Source organism: Nocardia higoensis NBRC 100133 (genome assembly GCF_000308595.1).
Taxonomy (GTDB): domain Bacteria; phylum Actinomycetota; class Actinomycetes; order Mycobacteriales; family Mycobacteriaceae; genus Nocardia; species Nocardia higoensis.
This window is the reverse complement of the sequence record NZ_BAGA01000183.1, coordinates 1-21,928: the sequence shown is the minus strand read 5'-3', so window position 1 is coordinate 21,928 and position 21,928 is coordinate 1. Positions and strand designations below refer to the sequence as shown.

16 protein-coding genes and 2 pseudogenes are annotated in these 21,928 nt (G+C 68.1%); 7 read left to right on the top strand and 11 right to left on the bottom strand.

What is annotated here, in order from left to right; genetic code table 11:
* Positions 1-106 precede the first annotated feature (106 nt).
* The 3 genes from ON26_RS30155 (at position 107) to ON26_RS31935 (ending at position 1,852) form a co-directional block, all read left to right on the top strand.
* Positions 107-955: a 3-hydroxybutyryl-CoA dehydrogenase gene (locus ON26_RS30155; RefSeq protein WP_040801562.1), complete on the top strand. Its 849-nt coding sequence runs from the start codon at positions 107-109 to the stop codon at positions 953-955.
* Between the two features lie 121 nt (positions 956-1,076).
* The gene (locus ON26_RS30150; protein ID WP_040801559.1) at positions 1,077-1,457 is read left to right on the top strand and encodes a YidH family protein; all 381 of its coding nucleotides are present in this window, start codon (positions 1,077-1,079) and stop codon (positions 1,455-1,457) included.
* Positions 1,454-1,852 (top strand): DUF202 domain-containing protein, encoded by a 399-nt coding sequence (locus tag ON26_RS31935; protein ID WP_157172081.1) that lies wholly within the window; start codon positions 1,454-1,456, stop codon positions 1,850-1,852. Before ON26_RS30150 ends, ON26_RS31935 begins: the two co-directional genes overlap by 4 nt.
* A gap of 625 nt (positions 1,853-2,477) precedes the next feature.
* Here ON26_RS31935 and ON26_RS30135 read toward each other — a convergent pair.
* The 4 genes from ON26_RS30135 to ON26_RS30120 form a co-directional block, all read right to left on the bottom strand.
* Positions 2,478-3,395, bottom strand: coding sequence for a class I SAM-dependent methyltransferase (locus ON26_RS30135; protein WP_040801553.1), 918 nt, complete (start codon positions 3,393-3,395; stop codon positions 2,478-2,480).
* A 170-nt stretch (positions 3,396-3,565) separates the two neighbouring features.
* Positions 3,566-4,549, bottom strand: a complete 984-nt coding sequence (locus ON26_RS30130; protein ID WP_157172080.1) for an oxygenase MpaB family protein — start codon at positions 4,547-4,549, stop codon at positions 3,566-3,568.
* 334 nt (positions 4,550-4,883) lie between these two features.
* Positions 4,884-5,396, bottom strand: a complete 513-nt coding sequence (locus ON26_RS30125) for an amino acid permease (RefSeq protein ID WP_040801550.1) — start codon at positions 5,394-5,396, stop codon at positions 4,884-4,886.
* 168 nt (positions 5,397-5,564) lie between these two features.
* Positions 5,565-6,884 carry an LLM class flavin-dependent oxidoreductase gene (locus ON26_RS30120; protein ID WP_040801547.1) on the bottom strand — a complete coding sequence of 440 codons (1,320 nt, stop codon included), beginning with the start codon at positions 6,882-6,884 and terminating at the stop codon, positions 5,565-5,567.
* Positions 6,885-7,212: 328 nt separating this feature from the next.
* On the opposite strand from ON26_RS30120, the gene ON26_RS30115 reads away from it, so the two are divergent.
* From ON26_RS30115 to ON26_RS33725, 3 genes and pseudogenes are all read left to right on the top strand, one after another.
* Positions 7,213-8,025, top strand: a complete 813-nt coding sequence (locus ON26_RS30115) for a DUF1206 domain-containing protein (RefSeq protein WP_040801545.1) — start codon at positions 7,213-7,215, stop codon at positions 8,023-8,025.
* 135 nt (positions 8,026-8,160) lie between these two features.
* Positions 8,161-9,376 (top strand): annotated as a pseudogene (locus tag ON26_RS30110) (glycoside hydrolase family 15 protein).
* Positions 9,373-9,654, top strand: a complete 282-nt coding sequence (locus ON26_RS33725; protein ID WP_245546123.1) for an SDR family NAD(P)-dependent oxidoreductase — start codon at positions 9,373-9,375, stop codon at positions 9,652-9,654. The pseudogene ON26_RS30110 and the gene ON26_RS33725 overlap by 4 nt, the downstream one beginning before the upstream one ends.
* On the opposite strand, the pseudogene ON26_RS30100 reads toward ON26_RS33725, so the two are convergent.
* Positions 9,647-10,447: pseudogene (locus ON26_RS30100) on the bottom strand (FAD-binding oxidoreductase); the annotation flags it as partial. The gene ON26_RS33725 and the pseudogene ON26_RS30100 overlap by 8 nt on opposite strands.
* A 141-nt stretch (positions 10,448-10,588) precedes the next feature.
* On the opposite strand from ON26_RS30100, the gene ON26_RS30095 reads away from it, so the two are divergent.
* Complete coding sequence (locus ON26_RS30095; protein ID WP_040801539.1) at positions 10,589-12,379, top strand: thiamine pyrophosphate-requiring protein; 1,791 nt, start codon at positions 10,589-10,591, stop codon at positions 12,377-12,379.
* A gap of 43 nt (positions 12,380-12,422) precedes the next feature.
* On the opposite strand, the gene ON26_RS30090 is transcribed toward ON26_RS30095, so the two are convergent.
* From ON26_RS30090 to ON26_RS30065, 6 genes are all read right to left on the bottom strand, one after another.
* Entirely contained in the window at positions 12,423-12,761 is a 339-nt protein-coding gene (locus ON26_RS30090; protein ID WP_040801537.1) for a hypothetical protein, read from the bottom strand.
* A gap of 17 nt (positions 12,762-12,778) precedes the next feature.
* Complete coding sequence (locus tag ON26_RS30085; RefSeq protein ID WP_245546122.1) at positions 12,779-14,362, bottom strand: molybdopterin-dependent oxidoreductase; 1,584 nt, start codon at positions 14,360-14,362, stop codon at positions 12,779-12,781.
* A gap of 106 nt (positions 14,363-14,468) precedes the next feature.
* Positions 14,469-14,804, bottom strand: coding sequence for a helix-turn-helix transcriptional regulator (locus tag ON26_RS30080; RefSeq protein WP_040801645.1), 336 nt, complete (start codon positions 14,802-14,804; stop codon positions 14,469-14,471).
* Positions 14,805-14,936: 132 nt separating this feature from the next.
* Positions 14,937-15,953, bottom strand: coding sequence for a TerC family protein (locus tag ON26_RS30075; protein WP_051027924.1), 1,017 nt, complete (start codon positions 15,951-15,953; stop codon positions 14,937-14,939).
* Between the two features lie 266 nt (positions 15,954-16,219).
* A complete protein-coding gene (locus ON26_RS30070; RefSeq protein ID WP_083884485.1) occupies positions 16,220-18,628 on the bottom strand; it encodes a SpoIIE family protein phosphatase in 2,409 nt (802 codons plus the stop codon).
* Positions 18,628-21,928, bottom strand: a 3,301-nt coding sequence (locus ON26_RS30065) for a HAMP domain-containing protein (RefSeq protein ID WP_040801533.1), incomplete at its 5' end; no start/stop codon positions are given. The genes ON26_RS30070 and ON26_RS30065, both read right to left, overlap by 1 nt.

Genomic DNA, 21,928 nt, shown 5'->3' with positions numbered 1-21,928 from the left:
ACATCGGTTCGACCGCCGGGCCACCACAGCGCGCAGAAGTCGACGCCTGCCCCACGGCGCTCAGTACGCCGGTACTACTTTGTGAGGGTCGAACTTGGAGGGTTGTATGCAGAGAATCGGTGTGGTCGGTGGCGGCACGATGGGTGCCGGAATCGCGGAAGTGTGCGCCAAAGCCGGTAGTGATGTCGTCATCGTCGAGGCGAAGCCGGAGTACGCGGAGGCCGCGCGGCAACGGGTGTCGACCTCGCTCTCGCGGGGCGTGAGCAGGGGCAAGATCAGCCAGGACGAGGCCGACGCGGCGCTGGCGCGGCTGCGGGTCTCGGTCGACTACGGCGATCTCGCCGACCGCGAACTCGTCATCGAGGCCGCTCCGGAGATCGAGTCGCTCAAGAGCGAGATCTTCGCCGAGCTCGATGCCGTGGTCTCCCCGGAGGCGATTCTGGCGACCAACACCTCCTCGATTCCGGTCATCAAGGTGGCGACGGCCACCGAGCGGCCCGAACGTGTCGTCGGCGTCCACTTCTTCAACCCCGTCCCGGTGATGCCGCTGGTGGAGATCATCTCGACGCTGGTCACCTCGGAGCAGACCGCCGCCGCGGTCGCCGCCTACGCGAGGGACACGCTCGGCAAGACCGTCGTGCACGCGGGCGACCGATCGGGATTCATCGTCAACGCCCTGCTGATTCCCTACCTGTGCCAGGCCGTGCGGATGTTCGATTCCGGATACGCCTCCGCGGAGGACATCGACGCCGCGATGAAGGGTGGCTGCGGCTACCCGATGGGGCCGCTGACCCTGCTCGACACGATCGGGCTCGACATCGCCCTTGCCGCGGCCGAATCGCTCTACGCCGAGTTCGCCGAGCCGCACTACGCGCCGCCGGCGCTGCTGCGCCGGAAGGTGGAGGCCGGGCAGCTGGGTAAGAAGTCCGGTCGCGGGTTCTACACCTACGCCTGACACCTGCGTGGGGTACGACTGGCATGCGGTCGCACCCCACGCGGCCGTCCATCCGCGTCACCATCTCCACGCGGCTGGGGACAGTAGCCTGTGTGCGGCAGCGACGAAGGAGGTCGGGCACATGGCTGATGCCGACGACGCGGCGGTCCCACACCGCTTCCCCGCCCGGGTCTACGGGTCGGGTTCCGAGCCCGACGCCCGATTCAGCCTGGCCAACGAACGCACTTATCTGGCGTGGATACGCACATCGCTGGCGCTGATGGCGGCGGGCGTGGCGCTGCAGGTGTTCGGTGTCGGCGACCGTTCCGTACCCAGTGTTGCCGCCTCGGCTCTGCTGACGGGCTCGGCGGTGGTGCTGCCCCTTCTCGCGTGGACGGGGTGGGCGCGCACCGAACGCAGCCTGCGGCATTCCCAGCCGCTCCCCGCACCGCACGTAGCGGTGCCGTTGTCGCTGGTTCTGGCCGTCGCGGCCGGCTTGGTCTGCTGGTCGTTGCTGACATGACAGCGTCCGACGGTGACGATGCGCCACCATCGGCGCGACTGGCCGATGGTGGCCTACAGGTGGAGCGGACCGCGCTGGCGTGGCATCGCACCGCGTGCTCGCTGATGATCTTCGAGTTGGTGGGTGTGCGGATCACCGCCGAATTGGGCGAGACCGCTCTGGCGGTCCTGCTCATGGCGCTCACGGTGCCCACCCTCGTGCTGATCGTCACCGGCGTGCCGCGCTCGGCAACCCCCGGGCACCGTCTCGTAGTGGGCGAGGACGGGGTGGTCCATGTGCAGACACCCGATGGCAGGCGGCCGTTGCTGCTGGCGCTGCTCGTCGCGGCCCTCGGCGTCACCTGTTTTCTCGCGGTTCTCGTCGGCGGACCGTGGAATCCGCTCGGCGGGCAGTGATGTCCGACTGACTGTCGGCTGCGGCCACTCGGTCCGGCCGAGGCGCAGTCGCGCACGAGTTGCTGATGCTCCCCGAGAGTTTGCTGTGACCTGCTGTGACCCTTTCGAGATATCGCGTCCGTGACGGTTACCGATCTGCAGTGAAAGCGGGCCGGATCGTGGCGATAGCGCCGTTACGATCGTTGTGTCCGACGCTACCGAACACGACGAGGAAAACCACCGCCGGAAAAGCCGGCCCGTATCCAGCGATTACTCCTCTAGTAGCGACATGTTCGTGACCGCCGACCGAGTGCGATCACAAACGGAGTTCACCGAGCGACTGCCCTTCGTCCCTGCGGCGCCTGCCGACCATTCGCCCGTTCCGGGTGATCAGCCGTCGGCCCCACCGAAAGCGAGCGAAAGTGACCCACTCCCCTCGGCAAGACCCGACCGACGCGACCCCCGTTGCACCACGCCGGCTGGATTCCGGCACCGCCTGCATTTCCGGCCTGATCGTAACCACGCTTGGTGGCGGAGTTGCCGTTCTTTCCGACTCCGTCCTCGCAACCGTCTTTTCGGCACTGGGCATCATCGCGGTCTTGGCCTTCGTCGTGGCCGCTATGGTCTGAGCCCGCCGCTCACGGGTTCATCGCACCGCAGTGAGATAGCGGGGCTGTTGCCATTGCTGTTCCAGTTCTTCCGGGAGTTGCGGGAGCACCAGCTTATAGGCGGCGGCCAGATCGGCCGGGGCTGCGGCGCTCACCGACCAGCCGTGTTCTTCGAGCCATCGATGAGGATCGATGCGCTGGTCGGAGTAGAACAGTTCGGTCGGATCGATATCGCCGAACGGGTTCTTGTCGAGATACTTCTCCTCCAGCTTCGCGAATCCGCCGATCGCGGCTCCCGTCGCGGTGCATTCCACAGCGAGCCGGCTGCCGGGAGGGCTGAGTTCGTCGATCCGCTCGAAGAGTTCGTCGTGGGCCGCGCCCGGCAGATACGGCAGGAGCCCCTCGGCGGACCAGGCCGTCGGCACATCCGGGTCCGCGCCGTGCGCCGCCAAGGCAGCCGGCCAGTCGGACCGTAGGTCCACTGCCACGGCGCGGCGATCGGCGCGTGGCTGTACCTTGTGTTCGGTCAGTACCCGGTCCTTGAAATCGAGTACTTCGGGGCGGTCGATTTCGAAGACCGTCGTCCCCGCGGGCCAATCGAGCCGGTAGGCCCTCGAATCCAGGCCTGAGGCCAGGATGACGACCTGCCTGACTCCGTCCTCGGTGGCCGATTGGAAGAAATCGTCGAAGAATTTGGTCCGCAATCCCATGAACCCGGGAACGAGCGGCGATCCGGCGAGTTTCGGGGGGTCGGCCAAGACGTCCAGGAAGTGCGGTTCACCGGCGGCTCTCACGAACAGAGCCGCGTAATCGTCGCGTATGAGCGGGTCGGGCAGGGCGGACTCGAGCGCCCGGAATGTCGCTACTCCCAACGCGGTCAGTCCGACGCTGGTGACGATGTCCCATTCGTCGTCATCGGTTCGCACAGCCGAACACCTCCCGAGGAGTTGGTGCATACGGACGAAGCGATCGCCTGCTCGAAAAGCAGGCACGAAATGCCCGCCGCCGGGCCGAGTGGAATCGTGGCGAGCCGGAAGGCTGTCGACAACAATTCTACGGTCCACCGAGGGCGGCGGGCTGCTCGCGCGGGATTGCGGCTGGGCGGCAGTACGGGCGCTGCCGATAACTATCCCGCGTGATCGGAGTCGGTATGCGGCCGCGGCGCGAGCTCCGGATCCGGCTTGAACGAGTGGAGTTGCGTCTCCTCCAGGTCGTGGATCAAACGCTCGTAGCACCAACGGTTGTAGGCCAACGGGACCAGGAGCAGACGTTTGGGCAGGTGACGGTACAGGATCGGCAGCACACGGCATATCAGCGCGAACTCCACCCGTCGCGCCCGGGTCATGGGGAACCCGAAGATCTCGCGCACTTCGGGCCGGCTGATGGCCATCCCGCAGGTGATGGCGACTTCGCCGGCGACGCGGGAGATCGCAGGCCACAGCGGGCGCAGCAACGCGGGAAGCGTGTCCGGCGCGGGCGGTGTGGCGAACAGCCTTCGCCCGACCTCGAGCATGTAGGTGTCGCGCAGTTCGTTCGCGACCAGCTCGTCGTAGTAGGCGATCGCTTCCGCGTAGGAGCGGGGCAGGGCGGTGTTCTTGCCCGTGAACGACAGGGCGCCCATCTTGTCCCACACCAACCGGTAGAAGATCTCGTTGTCCTCGTCGGTGAGGGTGTCGCCGGTGATCGGCGTGTACGCGTTGCGGTACAGGAAGAACATGCTCAGGTACACGAGGTTCCAGGCGCGGGGCGAGTACGCGCTGTAGGGGCGCCCGTTACGTCCCTTGCCCCGCACGTCGCGGTGCAGTTTCTTGAGCCGTTCGAGTTGGCGGGCATTGACCGACTCGTCGCCCCACATCACCAGCTGGCCCGCCGCCATCGTGCGCAGGTTGCGCTCCAGTGGCTTGTGCTCGTAGCGGCCGGTCGCCCAGGTCGCGTCGGAGACATCGCTCTGCATGCCCTGGTCGACATAGGCCGCCGCGAACAAACCGACGAGACTCGTCCCGCAGAACCAGCGGAACTGCTCGTACCGTTGCAGTGCCCGGCCCTCCAGCGGCGGGCCGTCGACGACGAAATCGCTGACAGCGTGCTCCTGTCCAGTTTGTGCCGTCATCATCTACCTCCTCGTGATGCGTTGCGGCCCTGGCTATCTCGTGGCGGCAGGTGCGTCTCCTCAGTGTGTGGGGTGCGACGCCCCCTGAGGTGGTGCCGGTCGCGAGCTCCCACCGGGGCGGTGATACTCATGATTTGGTGAGAGTATCACCAGTCTCATTCCGAGCGTCGCCGTTTGCACGCGGGATTACGCTGAACAGCTCCCGCCCCTGGGATTCGAGCAGTTCGATGCCGTCGACCGGGTGAACAACAGGCTCGAAGACAGCCCGCTGGTAGTCGGCCGGGCCGGACAGCTTCGGCGAGCGCGCTCGTGATCTCGGCGGGAGCCGCGGCGTTCAGCCGACCGGCTCGACCGCGCGGGCCCGCCGGGTACGCACCCCGTTGACGACGGCGAGCAGCAGACCGAGACCCAGCAGCATCAACCCGCGCACCCACACCTCGCCCTCGATACGGGTGAACAGCAGCAGGCACGAAGCCAGGCCCAGCCACGGCACCACGGTGGGCACCCGGAAGGACTCGTCGGCGGCGGGTTCGCGACGCAGAATCAGCGCCGAGGCGTTGACCGCCGCGAAGACCACCAGCAGCGGCAACACCAATGTCCCTGCGAGAACGTCGATCTCACCGGTGAGGGCCAGCACCAGCGAGACCGCGGTGGTCACCGTGATCGCCACCCACGGCGTGCGCCGACCGGGTAGCACCCGGGCCAGCGCGCCGGGCAGCAGGCCGTCGCGAGCCATGCCGTAGGCCAGGCGCGATGCCATGATGCCGGTCAGCAGCGCGCCGTTGGCGACGGCGACCAACGCGATCACGGCGAACAGCCGCTCCGGCACCACGCCGGCGGCCAGCATGCAGAAGCCGATGACGCTGCCCGCGGCGGGTCCGAGCGCCGGCGTGACGTAGTGCGCCGAGCCGCCCGCGCGCCGTGCGATCCGGCCCGTTCGGTCGGCCTTTCGATGGGCTCGTCGATGGACGGACGGCTCGCGTGACCCCTGTGACGGGCCACGCGAGCCGGTGCGTCACTGCTCCTTGGGCGCAGCGGCTTCCTGCAGCTTGGCCAGCTGCTCGGCGTCCTGGTAGTCCTCGGCGAGCGCGGCCATCGCCTCGGTGACCTCGCCGGAGGTGAACTCCCCGCCCCGGCCGGTCGGCAGACCGCCGAAGGTGTAGTTCTCGTCGAACTCGGGTGCGTCCAGCGGACGCCGCCGCTTCTCCACCTTCTCGATGATCGGCTCGAGCCGCTTCGCCTTGGCGGCCACCGCCTCGGCGTCGCGCTCGATGAACTCGGGCAGCACCTCCTTGCCCATGAGTTCGATGGATTCCATGGTGGCTTCGTGGCTGCGCGGGTTGATGAGCAGGATGATCTCGTCGACTCCGGTCTCCTCGTAGCTGCGCAGGAACTCGCGCACCGTCGCAGGCGAACCGATCGCACCGCGGCCGAGACCGCTGCCCAGACCCGCGTCCCCGCCTACGACGTCCTTGTAGATGTCCCACACCCCGGTGCGGCCGGGGGTGTGCTGACCGGTCAGGTAGTAGTGCATGATCCCGAACGCGAAGAAGCCGCCGCCGATGCCGAGTCGCTCGATCGCCTGCTCGTCGGTCGGGGCGACCATCATCGACAGGTCGCCGCCGACGGCGAGGATGTTCGGGTTCAGCACCGGGTAGGTCGGCACGCCGCGTTCCTCGAACTCGGCGTAGTAGCCCTGCACACGCTTGGCGAGGGGGCCGGGGCCGGAGTAGGCCATGCTCATGGCGCCGATGCACTTCTGGGCCGCAAGCTGCACCGTCGACGGGCGGGTGCAGGCGACCCACAGCGGCGGATGCGGCGCCTGCGCCGGCTTCGGGACGACATTGCGCGCGGGCATCTGGATGTGCTCGCCCTTGAACCCGGTGAAAGGTTCCTCGGTCATACACCGCACCGCGACGTCGAGGGCCTCCTCCCACTGCGCGCGCTTGTCGGCCGGATCGATATTGAATCCACCCAGTTCGGCGACCGAGGAACTCTCCCCGGAACCGAATTCCACTCGGCCCCTGGAGATCAGGTCCAGCGTCGAGACCCGCTCGGCCACCCGGGCCGGATGGTTGATCGCGGGCGGCAGGTGCATCACACCGAAGCCGAGTCGGATGTCGCGGGTGCGCTGGCTGGCGGCGCCGAGGAAGACCTCCGGCGCGGCGGCATGACTGAACTCCTCCAGGAAGTGGTGCTCGGTGAGCCAGACGGTGGAGAATCCCGCCTTGTCGGCAGCCTCGACCTCGTCGAGGCTGTCCTGGAACAGCTGGAGTTCGTCGTCGGCGGTCCACGGACGTGGCAGCGGGAACTCGTAGAACAGCGAAATCTTCATGTATTCACTCCGTGGTTCGAAAAAGCCGATGGCGGTGCTCGAGCCGCCGCGTGCCGGTTCGGTCAGTGGCGATCCGGCCGAGCTGCCGCGATCCGCCGACCGGGCCGGGCGGTGGGGACCGCCGGTTCGGGTGCTGTGTGCGGTGATGTCGGCGCGATCACGGGCATCATTCTGACACCTGACCGGAGGATGGCAAGACCCGTAAAACTATGGCAGCGCAAGGGTTTACGCGATCACGACGCTCTGATAAGCGGGCGGCGTCCGTTTCGACGCCGACCCGCCGGGTATGTGCGCATCGTTCGGCACACCTCACCGATGAGAAGGCACCATGGCTTACAGCAACACCTCGACATCGTCAGCGGGCCGGATCGCGCAGCATCCCACCTTCGAGCGATTCGCCCGCGCCGGCTTCGTGATGACCGGCATCGTCCATCTGATCGTCGCCTACATCACCGTGCGCATCGCTTTCGGCGGCGGCGGGACCGCCGACCAGTCCGGCGCCATGGCCCAGATCGCCGCGGCGCCCGGCGGTGCGGTCGTGCTGTGGATCGCCGTGCTGGCCTTCCTGCTGATGGCCTTGTGGAAGCTGGCCGAGGCGGTATTCGGCAAAGCGTCCGCACCCGACGAGGACAGCACGGGTAAGGAGGCGTTCGGCCGGGTCAAGGCACTGGCCGTGGCCGTGGTCTACGCCGCGCTGGCACTGACCGCGTTCACCTTCGCCAACGGCGGCGGCAAGTCCAGCAGCGGTGGCAGCCAGAGCTTGACCGCCCGCCTCATGCAGAACACCGCGGGCACCGTCGCCCTCGTGATCGGCGGGTTGGTGATCCTCGCGGTCGGCGGCTATTACGTGTACAAGGGCTACACCGCCGGATTCCTCGAGGACCTGGACACCCACACCACCGGCATCCGCCGCCTCGGCATGACCGGCTACATCGCCAAAGGCGCGGCCATCGGCGCGATCGGCGTGCTGTTCATCCTCGCGGTCACCAGCTCCGAGCCCGACAAGGCCGCCGGGCTGGACGGCGCGTTGAAGACCCTGGGCGCCCAGCCCTACGGCGTCGTGCTGCTGGTGATCGCCGCACTCGGCATCGCCGCCTACGGTCTGTTCAGCTTCGTCCAGGCCAAGCACGCGAAGATGTGACCGCGCGGCGAACCCGCGTACCGTCGTAATTGTCACGTGCTCGTCCTGGGTATATCGACCGATTCGATCGGGAGGTGTTCAGCCGTGCGAACCGAGGGAGATACGCGCGCATCCCGCGGCCACGGAGCCGGATAGATGACATCGCAGGCCGGGCTGGTCGGAGCGCACGCAGCCCCACACATTCTGCGGGAATACGCGCTTCTGGCCGACGGTCAGCGCGGCGCGCTGGTGGGTCCACAGGGCGATATCTCCTGGATGTGTGTGCCGAACTGGCACGACGACGCACTGTTCACCTCGTTGCTGGGTGGCCGCCAGGTGTATGTGGTCGCGCCGACGGGGCCCTTCGTGTGGGGCGGCTACTACGAGCCGGGCACATTGATCTGGCGGTCGCGCTGGGTCGTCGGCGCCTCGGTCGTCGAATGCCGCGAGGCGCTCGCCTTTCCCGGCAAGCGACGGGAGGCGGTGCTGTTGCGGCGCATCATGGCGGTGCACGGCGACGCGGAAGTCGATGTGGTGCTCGCCCCGGCGGCTGGATTCGGCGCGCATCCGCCGGGTGAGCCCGATCGCGACGACGGCGTGTGGACCGCCCGCATCGGGTCGCTGCGGATGCGGTGGTCCGGAGCCGAATCGGCGACACCGAAGCGGGAATGCGGTGCGCTGCACTGGATCGACCGGATCCGAGTCCCCGCCGGTGGCCATCATGATCTGGTCCTGCAGATCGCCGCGGATGCACTGCCCGCTCGACCGCCGGAGCCGGATCTCAGCTGGGAGGAGACCGAACACGGGTGGCGCCGGACCGTGGACGCGCTCGCACCGACGGTGGCCGATCGTGACGCCGCGCATGCCTGTGCGGTGTTGCGTGGCATGACCGCCGACAGCGGCGGCATGGTCGCCGCGGCCACCACGAGCCTGCCCGAACGCGCCGACCAGGGCGAGAACTACGACTACCGGTACGTATGGATCCGGGATCAGTGCCTGGCCGGTCAAGCGCTGGCCGCCGCCGGCGGGACGCGATTGCTCGACTCGATGGTGGATTTCGTGGTCGACCGTCTGCACGCCGACGGCGCTCGGCTGGCGCCCGCCTACACCGTGGCAGGGAATGTGGTGCCGCCCCCGCGAGGGCGCGTTCCTGTTGTGCGGGTTCACGATGGCGATGGCCGCGGCGCAGCTCGGCAGGCCGCTGACGGCGATGCGCTTCTTCGAGCGCAACCGTGCCGCCTGCGGTACGCCGGGACTGTTCGCCGAGGAGTTCGATGTCCGCCAGCGCCAGTTGCGCGGAAACCTCCCCCAAGCGTTCGTCCACGCGATGCTGCTGGAATCGGCGATCCGGCTGGCACCACTCGACATGTGAGGCGGCCGTCACCGCTTCGGAAAGGAGTCATCGTGTCCGGTTCACAGCATGTGGTCGTCACCGGCGCCACCGGCGGCATCGGCCGGGCGAGCGTGCGCCGCTTCGCCGCCGACGGCGCCTCGATCACCCTGTTGGCCCGCGGTGTCACCGGGCTGACCGCCGCCGCGGAGGAGATCCGTGCGGCCGGTGGGCGGGCGTTGCCGATCAGCACCGATGTCGCGGACTTCGCGGCGGTCGAGGCGGCGGCGGACCGCGCCGAGTCCGAATTCGCACGCTGACCAGTGTGCTCTCGCTGCCGACCAGCAGCTTGGCCAGGTCGAAACCGTATTCCGGTAGCAGTGAGTCCAGGTTGTAGCCCGAGACCCGGCGCGGAATCCTGGGGTATTTCGCCCGGATATCGGGCGCGTAGTCCTCGGCTATGGCGTGCAGCCGCGCCAGGAGTTCGTCGGCGCGCGCACGATCGTCGGTCCGTACGGTGTCGCCCGGCCCGACCCAGGCGCGGAACCCGTCGTAGGTGAGGATTTCCAGCCGCCGCACGGCGTCGACGGTTTTGCCGTACGCCTGTGCCGTCGCGCCGCAGGAATTGTTGCCGATCATGCCGCCGAGGGTGCAGCTGACATGCGTGGAGGGTTTCGGCCCGACCATCAGACCGGCATCGGCGAGTTCGGTATTGAGCCGGTCCAGCGCGATGCCCGGCTCGATCACCGCGGTGGCCGCCTCGCGGTTCACCGCCACCACCCTGGTGCAGTACTTGCTCCAGTCGATGACCACCGCGGCGTTGCAGCTCTGCCCGGCCAGACTGGTGCCGCCGCCGCGAGACACCACCGGCACATCGTGGGCGCAGCAGATATCGATCGCGACGGCGGCGTCTTCCGGGGTGTGCGGCACGACGACGCCGAGCGGGACGGCGCGGTAATTGGAGGCATCGGTGGAATAGGTTGCGCGGCTGCCCGAATCGAAGCGCACTTCTCCGGCGACCCGTTCGGCGAGTTCGGTGCGCAACGCCTCCAGCGGCCACCGAGCGCGGGTGGAGGCGTGATGTCGCGGCTGCGGGGAATCCGGATCCGCCATATCGGGCCGCTCCTCTCGACGAGCGCAAGGCGAGACATTGTTTCCGACGACACGCCGGGGCTACCCAGCATCAGGACCAATATTCACCCGGATCTGCGGCGGTGCCCGCCGGTACCGCTGCCACAGCGGATAGGAGACGATATGGCTGATCAGGTCGGCGACTACATTCTTCGGCGGCTGCGGGAATGGGGCGTCAAACAGGTCTTCGGCTATCCGGGCGACGGCATCAACGGATTGATCGCCGCCTTCGGCCGCGCAGGCAACCATCCGACCTTCATCCAGGCCAGGCACGAGGAGATGGCGGCCTTCGAGGCGGTCGGTTACGCCAAGTTCAGCGGGGAGGTCGGAGTGTGCACCGCCACCTCGGGCCCAGGCGCCATTCATCTGCTCAACGGCCTCTACGACGCCAAACTGGACCATGTGCCGGTGGTCGCGATCGTCGGGCAGACCGCGCGCAGCGCGATGGGCGGCAGCTATCAGCAGGAAGCAGATCTGCAGAGTCTGTTCAAGGACGTCGCCTCCGACTATCTGGTGGAGGTCAACGTCGCCGACCAGCTGCCCAACGCACTGGACCGGGCCTTCCGCACCGCCCGTAGCCGCGGCGCGCCCACCGCGTTGATCATCCCGGCCGATGTGCAGGAGGAGGAATACCAGCCGCCCGAGCACGCCTTCAAACAGGTGCCCTCCAGCCCGCCCGCGGACCTGCACTGCACCGTCACCGCCGATGCCGCCGATATCCGGCGTGCCGCCGAGATCATCGACGCCGGATCCCGGGTGGCGATACTGGTCGGGCAGGGCGCGCGCGAGGCCGCCGCCCAGGTCGCCGAGCTCGCCGAAATCACCGGCGCGGGCGTGGCCAAGGCACTGTTGGGCAAGGACGTGCTGCCCGACGATCTGCCGTATGTCACCGGCTCCATCGGCCTGCTCGGCACCCGGCCCAGCTACGAACTCATGCGTGACTGCGACACCCTGGTGATCATCGGGTCGAATTTCCCGTATTCCCAGTTCCTTCCGGAGTTCGGCCAGGCCAGGGCGGTGCAGATCGATATCGACGGCGCCATGATCGGCATGCGCTACCCGACCGAGGTCAATCTGGTGGGCGATGCGAAGAGCACGCTGAGCGAGCTGCTCCCGCTGCTCACCCGCACCTCCGATCGCAGCTGGCGCGAGACCGTGGAAGCGAACGTCGCACGCTGGTGGGAGACCGTCGAGCGGCAGTCGATGTTGCAGGCGCAGCCGGTCAATCCGATGCGGGTGGTGTGGGAGCTCTCGCAGGCGGTTCCCGACAACGCCATCATCACCGCCGACTCCGGGTCCTCGACCAACTGGTATGCCCGCTGTCTGCGGATGCGGGCCGGGATGCGGGGGTCGCTGTCGGGCACGCTGGCCACGATGGGGCCCGGCGTGCCGTACGCGATCGGCGCGAAGTTCGCCCATCCCGACCGGCCGGTGGTCGCCCTGGTCGGTGACGGCGCGATGCAGATGAACGGCACGGCCGAACTGCTCACCATCCAGCGCTACCACCATCTGTGGGCTGATCCGCGCCTGGTGATCTGCGTATTCCACAACAACGACCTCAACCAGGTCACCTGGGAGCTGCGCTCGATGGGCGGTGCGCCGAAATTCGAGGAATCGCAATCGCTGCCCGATGTCTCCTACGCCGACCTCGCGCGTGCCTCCGGCCTGGACGCCATCGCGATCGACGACCCCGGCGATCTCGCGCCGTCCTGGCGGCAAGCCTTCGCCGCCGACCGGCCCACCCTGCTGGACGTCCGCTGTGATCCCGAGGTGCCGCCGATCCCACCGCACGCAACCTGGGACCAGATGAAATCGACCGCCGAAGCGGTCCTGCGCGGCGATCCCGACGGCTGGCATCTGATGGCGCAGGGCTTGAAGGCCAAGACTCAGGAATTCGTGCCGCACCGCCGCTGAGGCTCGCGGTGCCGCTCACCGCCGCGCGCGCTCTTCGCGACGCTCATTCTCGGCTGTCGTCGTCGCGGGACCACGCGGGGGTGAGCCGCAGCGCGGGCGGCGGGCCGCCCGCCGGCAGCCACGCCGAGCACAGCTCCTCGAACCGTTGCCGCAGTTCGTCGAGAACGGGCCCGGTGGGCGTGGTCCGGATGAGTTCACCGGTACAGGAGACCAGTTCACGCTCCAGCGGCGCGGGCAGAGCGCCGAGCAGATCGCGGCGTCGCTGGGCGCGGGCTCGTTCCTCGGCGCTCGCGCCGAGACCACGGCCGCCCAGGACCCGCGCCCGCACGCGCGCGATGGCCAGTTGAGTGGACTCGCCTGCCGCTGGGATCGGTCCGTTCATGGTGGCGCCTCACGGTGTCAGATTCCTGGGGTGTTGCCGTAGTAGAGCTGGTCTTCGCGATAGCCCCCCTGACCCATGCCGATATCGCGGATGCCGTCGACGAATTCGATCGCCTCGATCCACTTCACCATCTTGTAGCCGAGCTGGTTCTCCAGCCGCAGGCGCAGCGGCGCGCCGTGCTCGATGGGCAGGGGTGCGCCGTTCATCTCCATCGCCAGCAATGCCTGCGGAGCACGGGCGATGGTCATGGGAACGGCTTCGTAGAAATAGCCGTAGCGGCCGCGTCCTTCGGTGAGAGCCTTGTCGTCCATGGCGTAGAACACCACATGGGTCACCGAGGCGGCCGGGCGGACACGCTCGATGAGCGCCCCCAAGGGCACGCCGCCCCATTCGGCGATGCCGTTCCAGCCCTGGATGCAGTTGTGATTGGTGATCTGATGGGTGAACCCGAGCGCGGCGAGTTCGGGCAGCGACAGCGTGACCGGATGGTCGACCAGGCCGCCGACCGGTAGCCGGTAGTCGCGGAATCCGTCGGCGGCCAGCCTGCGGTATTCCTCGTCGACGGGTGGGTAGCCGTTCACACGGTGATACTCGGAGATATCGCTGCGCCGGTAGTGCTGGCGCGAACTCCCCAGCCGGGACAGTGCGTATTCGAACCGGTGCACCACCGTGCCCAGCAGGCGCTGTGTCTGTCGGGGCCGGATCCGGGACCAGACGGTGGCCAGGACGTGTATCAGCACCACAGCCGCCAGGACGAGGGTGCCGACCACAGTGGCCGTGATCGGGTCGGCGTCGGCGGAGCCGAGGAATATCTTGCCGAATTCGGCGGGAATTCCGTGCACCACGACCATGAATACGTGCACGACGATGAACACGCAGAACGTACACAGACCCAGAAAATGGATGCTGCGTGCGCCCTGCCTACCACCGAACAACCTCCCGTAGCGGGGGAACCGGGCAAGCACCGCGGGCGACATCGCCGCGCCCGAGGCGATCTGCAGCGGGGCGAGCACGAACACCACGGCGAAATAGGTCAGTTTCTGGGCCGCGTCGAATGGCTGCCCGGGAAGCTGCTCGGGCAAGCGGAAGTGCAGGTAGGTGCCGATATCGCGGATCGCGTCCGGCACGATGCTCCACTGGGTGGGGACGAGATCGTGCCAGTACCCGGTGGCGAAGACCATGGCGATATACACCGCGCCGGTCACGATCCAGAATTGCACCGTCAGGAAATGCCAGTGCCGCCCCAGGCCGAGGTTGCTGCGTCCGGGCAGGGCGATCACCGGAGACCAGTACTGTTCCTCGTCCAGCGAAACCCAGGGCCGGCGTTCGGCGGCGCCGTAGTTTTTCCGTGACAACCGCAGCCACTCCCGTCCCGGTGGGCAGCCGTCGCTCCAGTACAACTTCGGCATCGAGGAAAGGACTTCGATACCCGAGCGGATGAGCAACGTGACGAAAAGCATGTTCAGCGCATGCGTCACGACTACGAAGAGCGGGAAATCCGTCACCGTCTCCATCGTGGGCTCCTCGACACAGTCGGAAAGATGCACACCTACGGCGAAACAGATTTCCCAGCTTAATACCACTCCGGCCGCCTGAGCCACGCTCGCGTCCGGTCCGTATCGACGTGTGTTCGACGGCCGCCGACCCGGCGCCCACCGGAATTTCGCTGTGTGAGTCCGTCCGTGGGTGGAGGACGGGCGATTCGGCTCAGCGCAGGGCGGTGATGAGTTCGCCGACGGTGTGGGCGGATTCGAGGGGATGGCGCAGGCGGCCGTTGTCGTGGACGGTGTAGGTGTTGCGCCTGCCGGCCTTGACGCGGGTGAGGTAGCCGTCGTCGATGAGGTCGGCGATGATGGCCTGCACCGCGCGTTCGGTGATGCCGACGGCCTGGGCGAGTTCACGCATGGTCAGCTCACCGTCGCGGGACAGGCACAGCAGCACGTGGGCGTGGTTGGTGAGGAAGGTCCAGCTCCGCGCCGCGGCCGGCTGCGATTCTCCGGTGGGGCGGTCGGCGGGGGTGTCGGTGACGTCGCGGGAGGGCATCTTCGCACGATAAACCATCGCCATTTCCGGTATCTGCCTTCGGATGTCGTTCGGATCAGGAGTTCGGCACACAGCCGTCAGCTGCGCGGCGCGGGGCCCGACGCAGCTGACGGTCCGGGAAGGGTGCTCTGGTCACCGGGTGCGATGGCTGGGCCCGGTGCTGGGGACGGCGCTGTCGATCACCTCGTCGTCGACGTCGGCATGGGTCAGGGCCGGGTGTGTATCGGCGTCCTCGGCGGGGAGTACGCGGGTCCGGGTCAAGCTTGCCGCGACGGCGACGGCGAGGATGACGACGACCACGGCCAGGGAGGCGGTGGTGGGGATCTTGTAGATGTCGAGCAGCAGCATCTTGACACCGACCCACACCAGCACGAACGCCAAGCCCAGCTTCAGGTAGATGAAGCGGTGCATCAGGTCGGCGAGCATGAAGTACATCGCGCGCAGGCCCAGGATGGCGAAGGCGTTGGAGGTGAACACCAGGAACGGTTCGCTGGTGACGGCGAAGATGGCGGGGATGGAGTCCACGGCGAAGACGATGTCGGTGGTCTCGACCAGCACCAGCACCGCCAGCAACGGGGTGGCCAGCCTGCGACCGTGCTCTCGGACCCAGAATTTCTGGCCGCGGAAGCCGTCGGTCATCGGCACCAGGCGCCGGAATCCGCGCAGCACCAACGACCTCTCCGGGTCGATGGTCTCCTCGCGGTGCCGTGCCATCTTGACGCCGGTGGCCACCAGGAACGCCCCGAAGACGTAGAGGATCCAGGCGAAGCTCGCGATCAGGATCGATCCGGCGGCGATGAACGCACCGCGGAAGACCAGCGCGCCGAGCACGCCGTAGAACAGCACCCGGTGCTGGTATTCGCGCGGCACGGCGAAGTAGCCGAAGATGACCGCGAAGACGAACACGTTGTCCACCGCGAGGGATTTCTCGATCACGTAACCGGCGTAGTACTGGGCGGCGAATTCCCCGCCCCACCGCCACCAGATCAGACCGCCGAAGCCGACGGCCAGGCCGACCCACACCGCCGACCAGACCGCCGCCTCGCGCACGCCGACCACATGGGCTTTGCGGTGTGCGAACAAATCCACCGCCAGCATCGTCAGGATCACCGCCAGCACCGCGGGCCACATCCACAACGGAACCGACATGAGCGGGATCCCTTCTCTCCGGGCGCGGCCGGTGCCGAGGGAACACGGAATTACTCGCAGTTCGGCTCACACCACGCGCGCATCGAAATGAACTGTGATTCCTGATCCAGGATTCATGAACTCGACTTCCTTTGTCAAGCCGTGTGGTCCACACGCTCATCGAGGTCACGCTGACGGCGAAGGTCGGCGGCCGGGGGCGCACCGGCCGAGACGATGCCGATGCCGCTCCCCCGCCGCGCCGAGCTGTCGGTAGCGGGCGAGAATCCCTAGCCGGTCGCCGAGCCGGCTCCCTGCCCGACCTTGATGCCGACCACACAGGTGTCGTCGTCGGTGTCGGCGTCGCTGTGATCGAGCAGATGATCCACCAGATCGTCCAGGCTCCCGCGGAACTCGGCCGACCGGCCGAGCATCCGGTTCACGCATTCGTCGATGTCGAGGTCGCGGCGTTCGACGAGTCCGTCGGTGTAGAGCAGCAGAACGTCGTCGGGTTCGAGCTGCAGTTCGGCTTCCTGGTAACTGGTCTCGGCCACGGCGCCCAGCAGGATTCCCGGGATCTCGGGCAGGTTGGCGGCCTCGCCGTCGCGAATCAGCACCGGCGGCAGATGCCCGGCTCGGGCCCAGCGCAGGATGCGGGTCTGCGGGTCGTAGAGGCCGCAGACGGCGGTGGCGTAGATGTCGTCGGTGAGGTAATGGGTGACGTGGTTGAGCCAGGTCAGCATCTGGCCGGGGCCCGCGCCGGTGGTGGCCAGACCGCGAAGGGCGTTGCGCAACACGACCATTCCGGTGGCGGCCTTGATCCCGTGACCGGTGATGTCGCCGACGGAGACCAGGATCTGCTTGGAGGGCAGCACGATCGCGTCGTACCAGTCACCGCCGACGAGTGCGTCCTGCTCGGTGGGCTGGTAGCGGACCGCGATCTGGAGTCCGAACGCCTCGATCGAGGGCTGCGCGGCCGGCATGATCGCCTGCTGCAGCTGGCGGGCGAGTCTGCTGTGCTCGGCGGCCTGTTCCTCGGTGTGCACCAGCCGGTCCTGGGTGGCCGACAGCGCGACCTCGGTCCAGTGCTGGGCGGAGATGTCCTGATAGGCGCCGCGCAGCGCCAACAGGTGACCGGCGGTGTCGACGACCGGCTCGGCGATGATGCGGATGTGGCGGGTGTCGCCGTTCGGCCGGATGATGCGGAACGCCGCCGAGGCCGAACGGCGGTAACGCAGCAGCGTGCGCAGCAGTCGCTGCACCGCGTCGGCGTCGTCGTCGTGGACATGGGCGGGCAGTTGCGCCAGCGGAATCGGGTCGTCGGACGGGGTGAGTCCGTAGAGAGCGTAGAGCTGGCTGCTCCAGGTGATCTCCCCGGTGGCGGCGTTCTCCTCGAAGCCCCCGACGCGGCCGAGGCGCTGGGCGTGCTGCAGCAGCGCCGCGAGCCGGGCGGTCTCGTCCTCCACCCGCCACACCATGAGCAGGGTGTCGCCGTGGCGGCTGATGCTCAGGGCAGCCGAGACGGTCAGCGGCACCTGGTCGACGAGCTCGGTCAGCACCATCCGGTCGGCGCGGTAGGTCTCGCCGGTGGCGAAGACGTGCTCGACGCGTTCGAACAGTTGCCCCTCGGCGGCGGCCATCGGATAGGCCTCGAGCAGCAGTGCGCCGTTGACCATGCCTTGGGGGCGGCCGGCGGGGTCGACGAAGCTCCGATTGACATGGTGGATGCGGAAATCGGCGAGTTCGCCGTCGCCGCCGAAATGCGGCAGCAACACCAGTGCCGAGTCGAACAATCCGTCGGACAGCCGGACGAGGTCGGCGAGGTGCGAGCGCTCCGGCAACACCACCGTCGGCAGGTCGGCTTCGAGCGTGTGCGCGCACAGTTCGGCCAGCGCCTCGAGCTGCTTGCGCACCTGGGGTGGCTGCGGTGAGAGTGACTGCGGCCAGCACACTTCCAGCACGCCGATCAGCCTGCCACCCGCGCTGGCGGGGATCACCGCACGACCGCCGTCGCGGTCACCGATCGAGGGCAGTCCCGATCGGCCCAGGTGCTCGATCCACTGCGCCCGACGCGCGTCCAACGCCTGACGCGCCGGGGTGAGCACCCCGGGCGGGACGTATCGCCACCGCTCCGCCTCGTGCGGGTCGATGCCCGCGAATCCGGCCAGCGTCAACGAGGCGTCGCTCCCCACCGACCAGATCGCCACCGCGCTCGCGCCCAGCGGCTCCAGGGCGTGTTCGAGCACCGACTGCGCGACCCGCTGCGGATCGCCGGAGGCCAGCAGCCCGCTCTCGGCGGTGCGCAGCCGCACCGCGGCCGAGGCTTGTTCCGGTGCGGCGGTGCGCACCAGGAACTCCTCGACCGTGGTGCTCACCTTGTCCTGTGCGGCCTGATTGACCAGTTCGGCGGCCAGTTCCAGCGCGGTCACCCCGGCGCGCTCGGCCAGCGCGTCCAGCTGGCGCGCGGCCTCGGTGGGGCCGCAGTGCAGCCGTTCGACGAGCACACCCTTGGCCATCTCGATCAACGCCCGGCCGTCCGCGGCCGCCTGGGCCCGGGCGATCTCGGCACGCAGCCGCTCCACCGTGGCGGCCAGGCGGGTCACGGCAGGCCGGGTGCTCGCGGGCAGGTCGGCCGGGCCGGCGTCCGCGGCGACTTCCGTTGCCGCGCCGGGGAGTTCGGGTGTGTCGGTCCCCGTCATCAGGCGCCCAGCCAATGCTGGATGCGGGCGATCAGCGCGTCGGCGTCCACCGGCTTGGTGACGTAGTCGTTCGCGCCGGAGGCGATGCTCTTCTCCCGATCGCCCAGCATGGCCTTGGCGGTCACGGCGATGATCGGCAGATCCGCGTACTCGGACATCTCGCGGATCTTCGTGGTCGCGGTGTAGCCGTCCATCTCCGGCATCATCACGTCCATCAGCACCAGATCCGTCTCCGGATGGGCCAGCAGGGTGTCGATGCCCTCGCGCCCGTTCTCGGCGTGCAGCACGGCGATGCCGTGCAGTTCCAGAATGCTGCTGAGCGCGAACAGGTTACGGGCGTCGTCGTCGACGATCAGCACCGTGCGGCCGGCGAGTATGCCGTCCGGGTGCACCGGCGCCGCGGCGGAGGCCTCCTCCGCGCGGACCAGGGGCAGGACATCGCCGGGGGCCTCGGCGGCGACGTGCAGGGCGATGCGTTCGCGCAACTCGTCCAGACTCGACAGCAACTCCAATGGCTGACGCGAGGTGCGCTCCTGCAGCAGGCGTTCCTGCTCGGCGCCGAGCCGCCGGTTGTTGTGCGCGAGCACCGGGACCGCGCTCGATGCCGCGTCCCCGTCCATGGTCTCGAGCAGCCGCAGCGCGGCGCCGTCGGGCATGTCCAGCTCGAGCACCACACAGTGGAAGACCTCGGTGGCCATCGCCGCGGCCGCCTCCTCCACACCGACCGCGGTGACGATCTGCACCGGGCCACGGGGATCGTGGCTGTCGGCGAGATCGCCCACCGCGCTCTGCGCGACCAGGGACAACAGTCCCTGCGGACGTTCCTCCACCACCAGCAGCCTGCGCAGCTGATGGGGCGCGGCGGGTGCGGGGGCGCGTTCGACGGTGTCGGCCGACCGCTGCGCGTCCTCGTCCTCTCGCGACGGGGCGTCCTGGAAGTCCGGCCGGGCCACCGGCACATACAGGGTGAAGACGCTGCCCTTGCCCGGCGTGCTCTTGGCGGTGATGGCCCCGCCGAGCAGGTAGGCGATCTCCCGGCTGATCGACAGGCCCAGGCCGGTGCCGCCGTACTTGCGGCTGGTGGTGCCGTCGGCCTGCTGGAACGCGCCGAAAATGGATTCGAGCTGGTGCTCGGCGATGCCGATGCCGGTGTCGGCCACCCGGAACGCGATGACCGGGCCGTGCCTGCGCGCGGCGGCGGGCAATTCGTCGGTCGTGGCCGGTTCGATGCGCAACTCCACCGACCCGGTCTCGGTGAACTTCACCGCGTTGGACAACAGATTGCCCAGTACCTGACGCAGCCGGGAGTCGTCGGTGAGCAGGTCCAGCGGCAGGCCGGCCGAGGTGACCACGCGGAACCCGAGGTTCTTCTGCGTGGTCATCGGCCGGAAGGTGGCCTCCACGTAGTCGAGCAGTTTGCGCAACGGCACCGACTCCGGGTTGACATCCATCTTGCCCGCCTCGACCTTGGACAGGTCGAGGATGTCGTTGATCAGCTGCAGCAGATCCGAGCCCGCCGAATGGATGATCCCGGCGTACTCGACCTGCTTGGGGGTCAGGTTGCGGGTCGGGTTCTGGGCCAGCAACTGCGCGAGGATCAGCAGGCTGTTCAACGGCGTGCGCAGCTCGTGGCTCATATTGGCCAGGAACTCCGACTTGTACTTCGAGGCGAGCGCGAGCTCCTGAGCGCGGGTCTCGAGCTCCTGGCGCGCGTGCTCGATCTCGAGGTTCTTGGCCTCGATGTCGCGGTTCTGAGAGGCCAGCAGCGCCGCCTTCTCTTCCAGCTCGGCGTTGGAGCGCTGCAGCTCCTCCTGCTGCACCTGCAGTTCCTCGGAGCGGGCCTGCAGTTCGGAGGTCAGGCGCTGCGACTCGACCAGCAGCTCGTCGGTGCGGGCGTTGGCGATGATGGTGTTGACGTTGACGCCGACGGTCTCCATCAGCTGATCGAGGAAATCGCGATGGATGCGGGTGAACCGGTGCAGGGAGGCCAGCTCGATCACGCCGAGCACCTGGTCTTCGACCACGATCGGCAGCAGCAGCAGGTTGATCGGCGCGGTCCGCCCCAACCCGGAATTGATGGCCAGGTAGTCGCCGGGAACGTCGTCCACGGCGATGGTGCGGCGGCTGCGCGCGGCCTGCCCGACCAGTGACTGGCCGTAGGCGAAGCGCACATCCGTGCCCGGCTCCTGCGGGCTGCCGTAGGAGCTGATCAGGATCAGCTCGGGCCGATCGGTGGACTCGTCGGCCAGGTAGAAGGCGCCGAACTGCGCGGAGACCAGCGGCGCGAGTTCGTCCATGATCAGCTCGGCCACCACGTGCAGGTCCCGCTGGCCCTGCATGAGACCGGAGATGCGGGCCAGGTTCGTCTTCAGCCAGTCCTGGTCCTGATTGGCCATGGTGGTCTCGCGCAGCGATTCCACCATCGAGTTGATGTTGTCCTTGAGTTCGGCGACCTCACCGGAGGCTTCCACGGTGATGGACCGGGTCAGGTCGCCTTCGGCGACGGCGCTGGTGACCTCGGCGATCGCGCGGACCTGGCGGGTCAGATTGCCCGCGAGCTCGTTGACATTCTCGGTCAACCGCTTCCAGGTGCCCGAGACACCCTCGACCTCGGCCTGACCGCCCAGCCTGCCCTCCGAGCCCACCTCGCGGGCCACGCGGGTGACCTCGGCGGCGAAGGCCGACAGCTGGTCGACCATCGTGTTGATCGTGGTCTTGAGCGCGAGGATCTCGCCGCGCGCGTCGACGTCGATCTTGCGGGTCAGGTCGCCCTGGGCGACCGCGGTGGTGACCTGGGCGATATTGCGCACCTGATTGGTCAGGTTGTTCGCCATCGAATTGACGTTGTCGGTCAGGTCCTTCCACGTGCCCGCGACATTGGGGACGCGGGCCTGGCCGCCGAGCATGCCCTCGGTGCCGACCTCGCGGGCCACGCGGGTGACCTCGTCGGCGAACGCGGACAGCGTGTCGACCATCGTGTTGATGACCCCGGCCAGCGCCGCGACCTCGCCCTTGGCCTCCACGGTGATCTTCTGGCTCAGGTCTCCGCGCGCGACCGCGGTGGCGACCTGCGCGATCGAACGCACCTGGCCGGTCAGGTTGGAGGCCATCACATTGACGTTGTCGGTGAGGTCTTTCCATGTGCCGGAGACACCGCGCACGGTGGCCTGCCCGCCGAGATTGCCCTCGGTGCCGACCTCGCGGGCCACGCGGGTGACTTCGTCGGCGAAGGAGGACAGCTGGTCGACCATCGTGTTGATGGTCTCCTTCAGTTCGAGGATCTCCCCGCGCGCGTCCACG

Bases quoted from the DNA above. Each gene is read 5' to 3' on its own strand.
- ON26_RS30095 (WP_040801539.1), top strand. From the start codon at position 10,589: ATGGCTGATCAGGTCGGCGACTACATTCTTCGGCGGCTGCGGGAATGG.
- ON26_RS31935 (WP_157172081.1), top strand. From the start codon at position 1,454: ATGACAGCGTCCGACGGTGACGATGCGCCACCATCGGCGCGACTGGCC.
- ON26_RS30125 (WP_040801550.1), bottom strand. From the start codon at position 5,396: ATGCTGGCCGCCGGCGTGGTGCCGGAGCGGCTGTTCGCCGTGATCGCG.
- ON26_RS30130 (WP_157172080.1), bottom strand. From the start codon at position 4,549: ATGACGGCACAAACTGGACAGGAGCACGCTGTCAGCGATTTCGTCGTC.
- ON26_RS30120 (WP_040801547.1), bottom strand. From the start codon at position 6,884: ATGAAGATTTCGCTGTTCTACGAGTTCCCGCTGCCACGTCCGTGGACC.
- ON26_RS30080 (WP_040801645.1), bottom strand. From the start codon at position 14,804: ATGCCCTCCCGCGACGTCACCGACACCCCCGCCGACCGCCCCACCGGA.
- ON26_RS30135 (WP_040801553.1), bottom strand. From the start codon at position 3,395: ATGCACCAACTCCTCGGGAGGTGTTCGGCTGTGCGAACCGATGACGAC.
- ON26_RS30075 (WP_051027924.1), bottom strand. From the start codon at position 15,953: ATGTCGGTTCCGTTGTGGATGTGGCCCGCGGTGCTGGCGGTGATCCTG.
- ON26_RS30115 (WP_040801545.1), top strand. From the start codon at position 7,213: ATGGCTTACAGCAACACCTCGACATCGTCAGCGGGCCGGATCGCGCAG.
- ON26_RS30150 (WP_040801559.1), top strand. From the start codon at position 1,077: ATGGCTGATGCCGACGACGCGGCGGTCCCACACCGCTTCCCCGCCCGG.
- ON26_RS30090 (WP_040801537.1), bottom strand. From the start codon at position 12,761: ATGAACGGACCGATCCCAGCGGCAGGCGAGTCCACTCAACTGGCCATC.
- ON26_RS30155 (WP_040801562.1), top strand. From the start codon at position 107: ATGCAGAGAATCGGTGTGGTCGGTGGCGGCACGATGGGTGCCGGAATC.
- ON26_RS30070 (WP_083884485.1), bottom strand. From the start codon at position 18,628: ATGACGGGGACCGACACACCCGAACTCCCCGGCGCGGCAACGGAAGTC.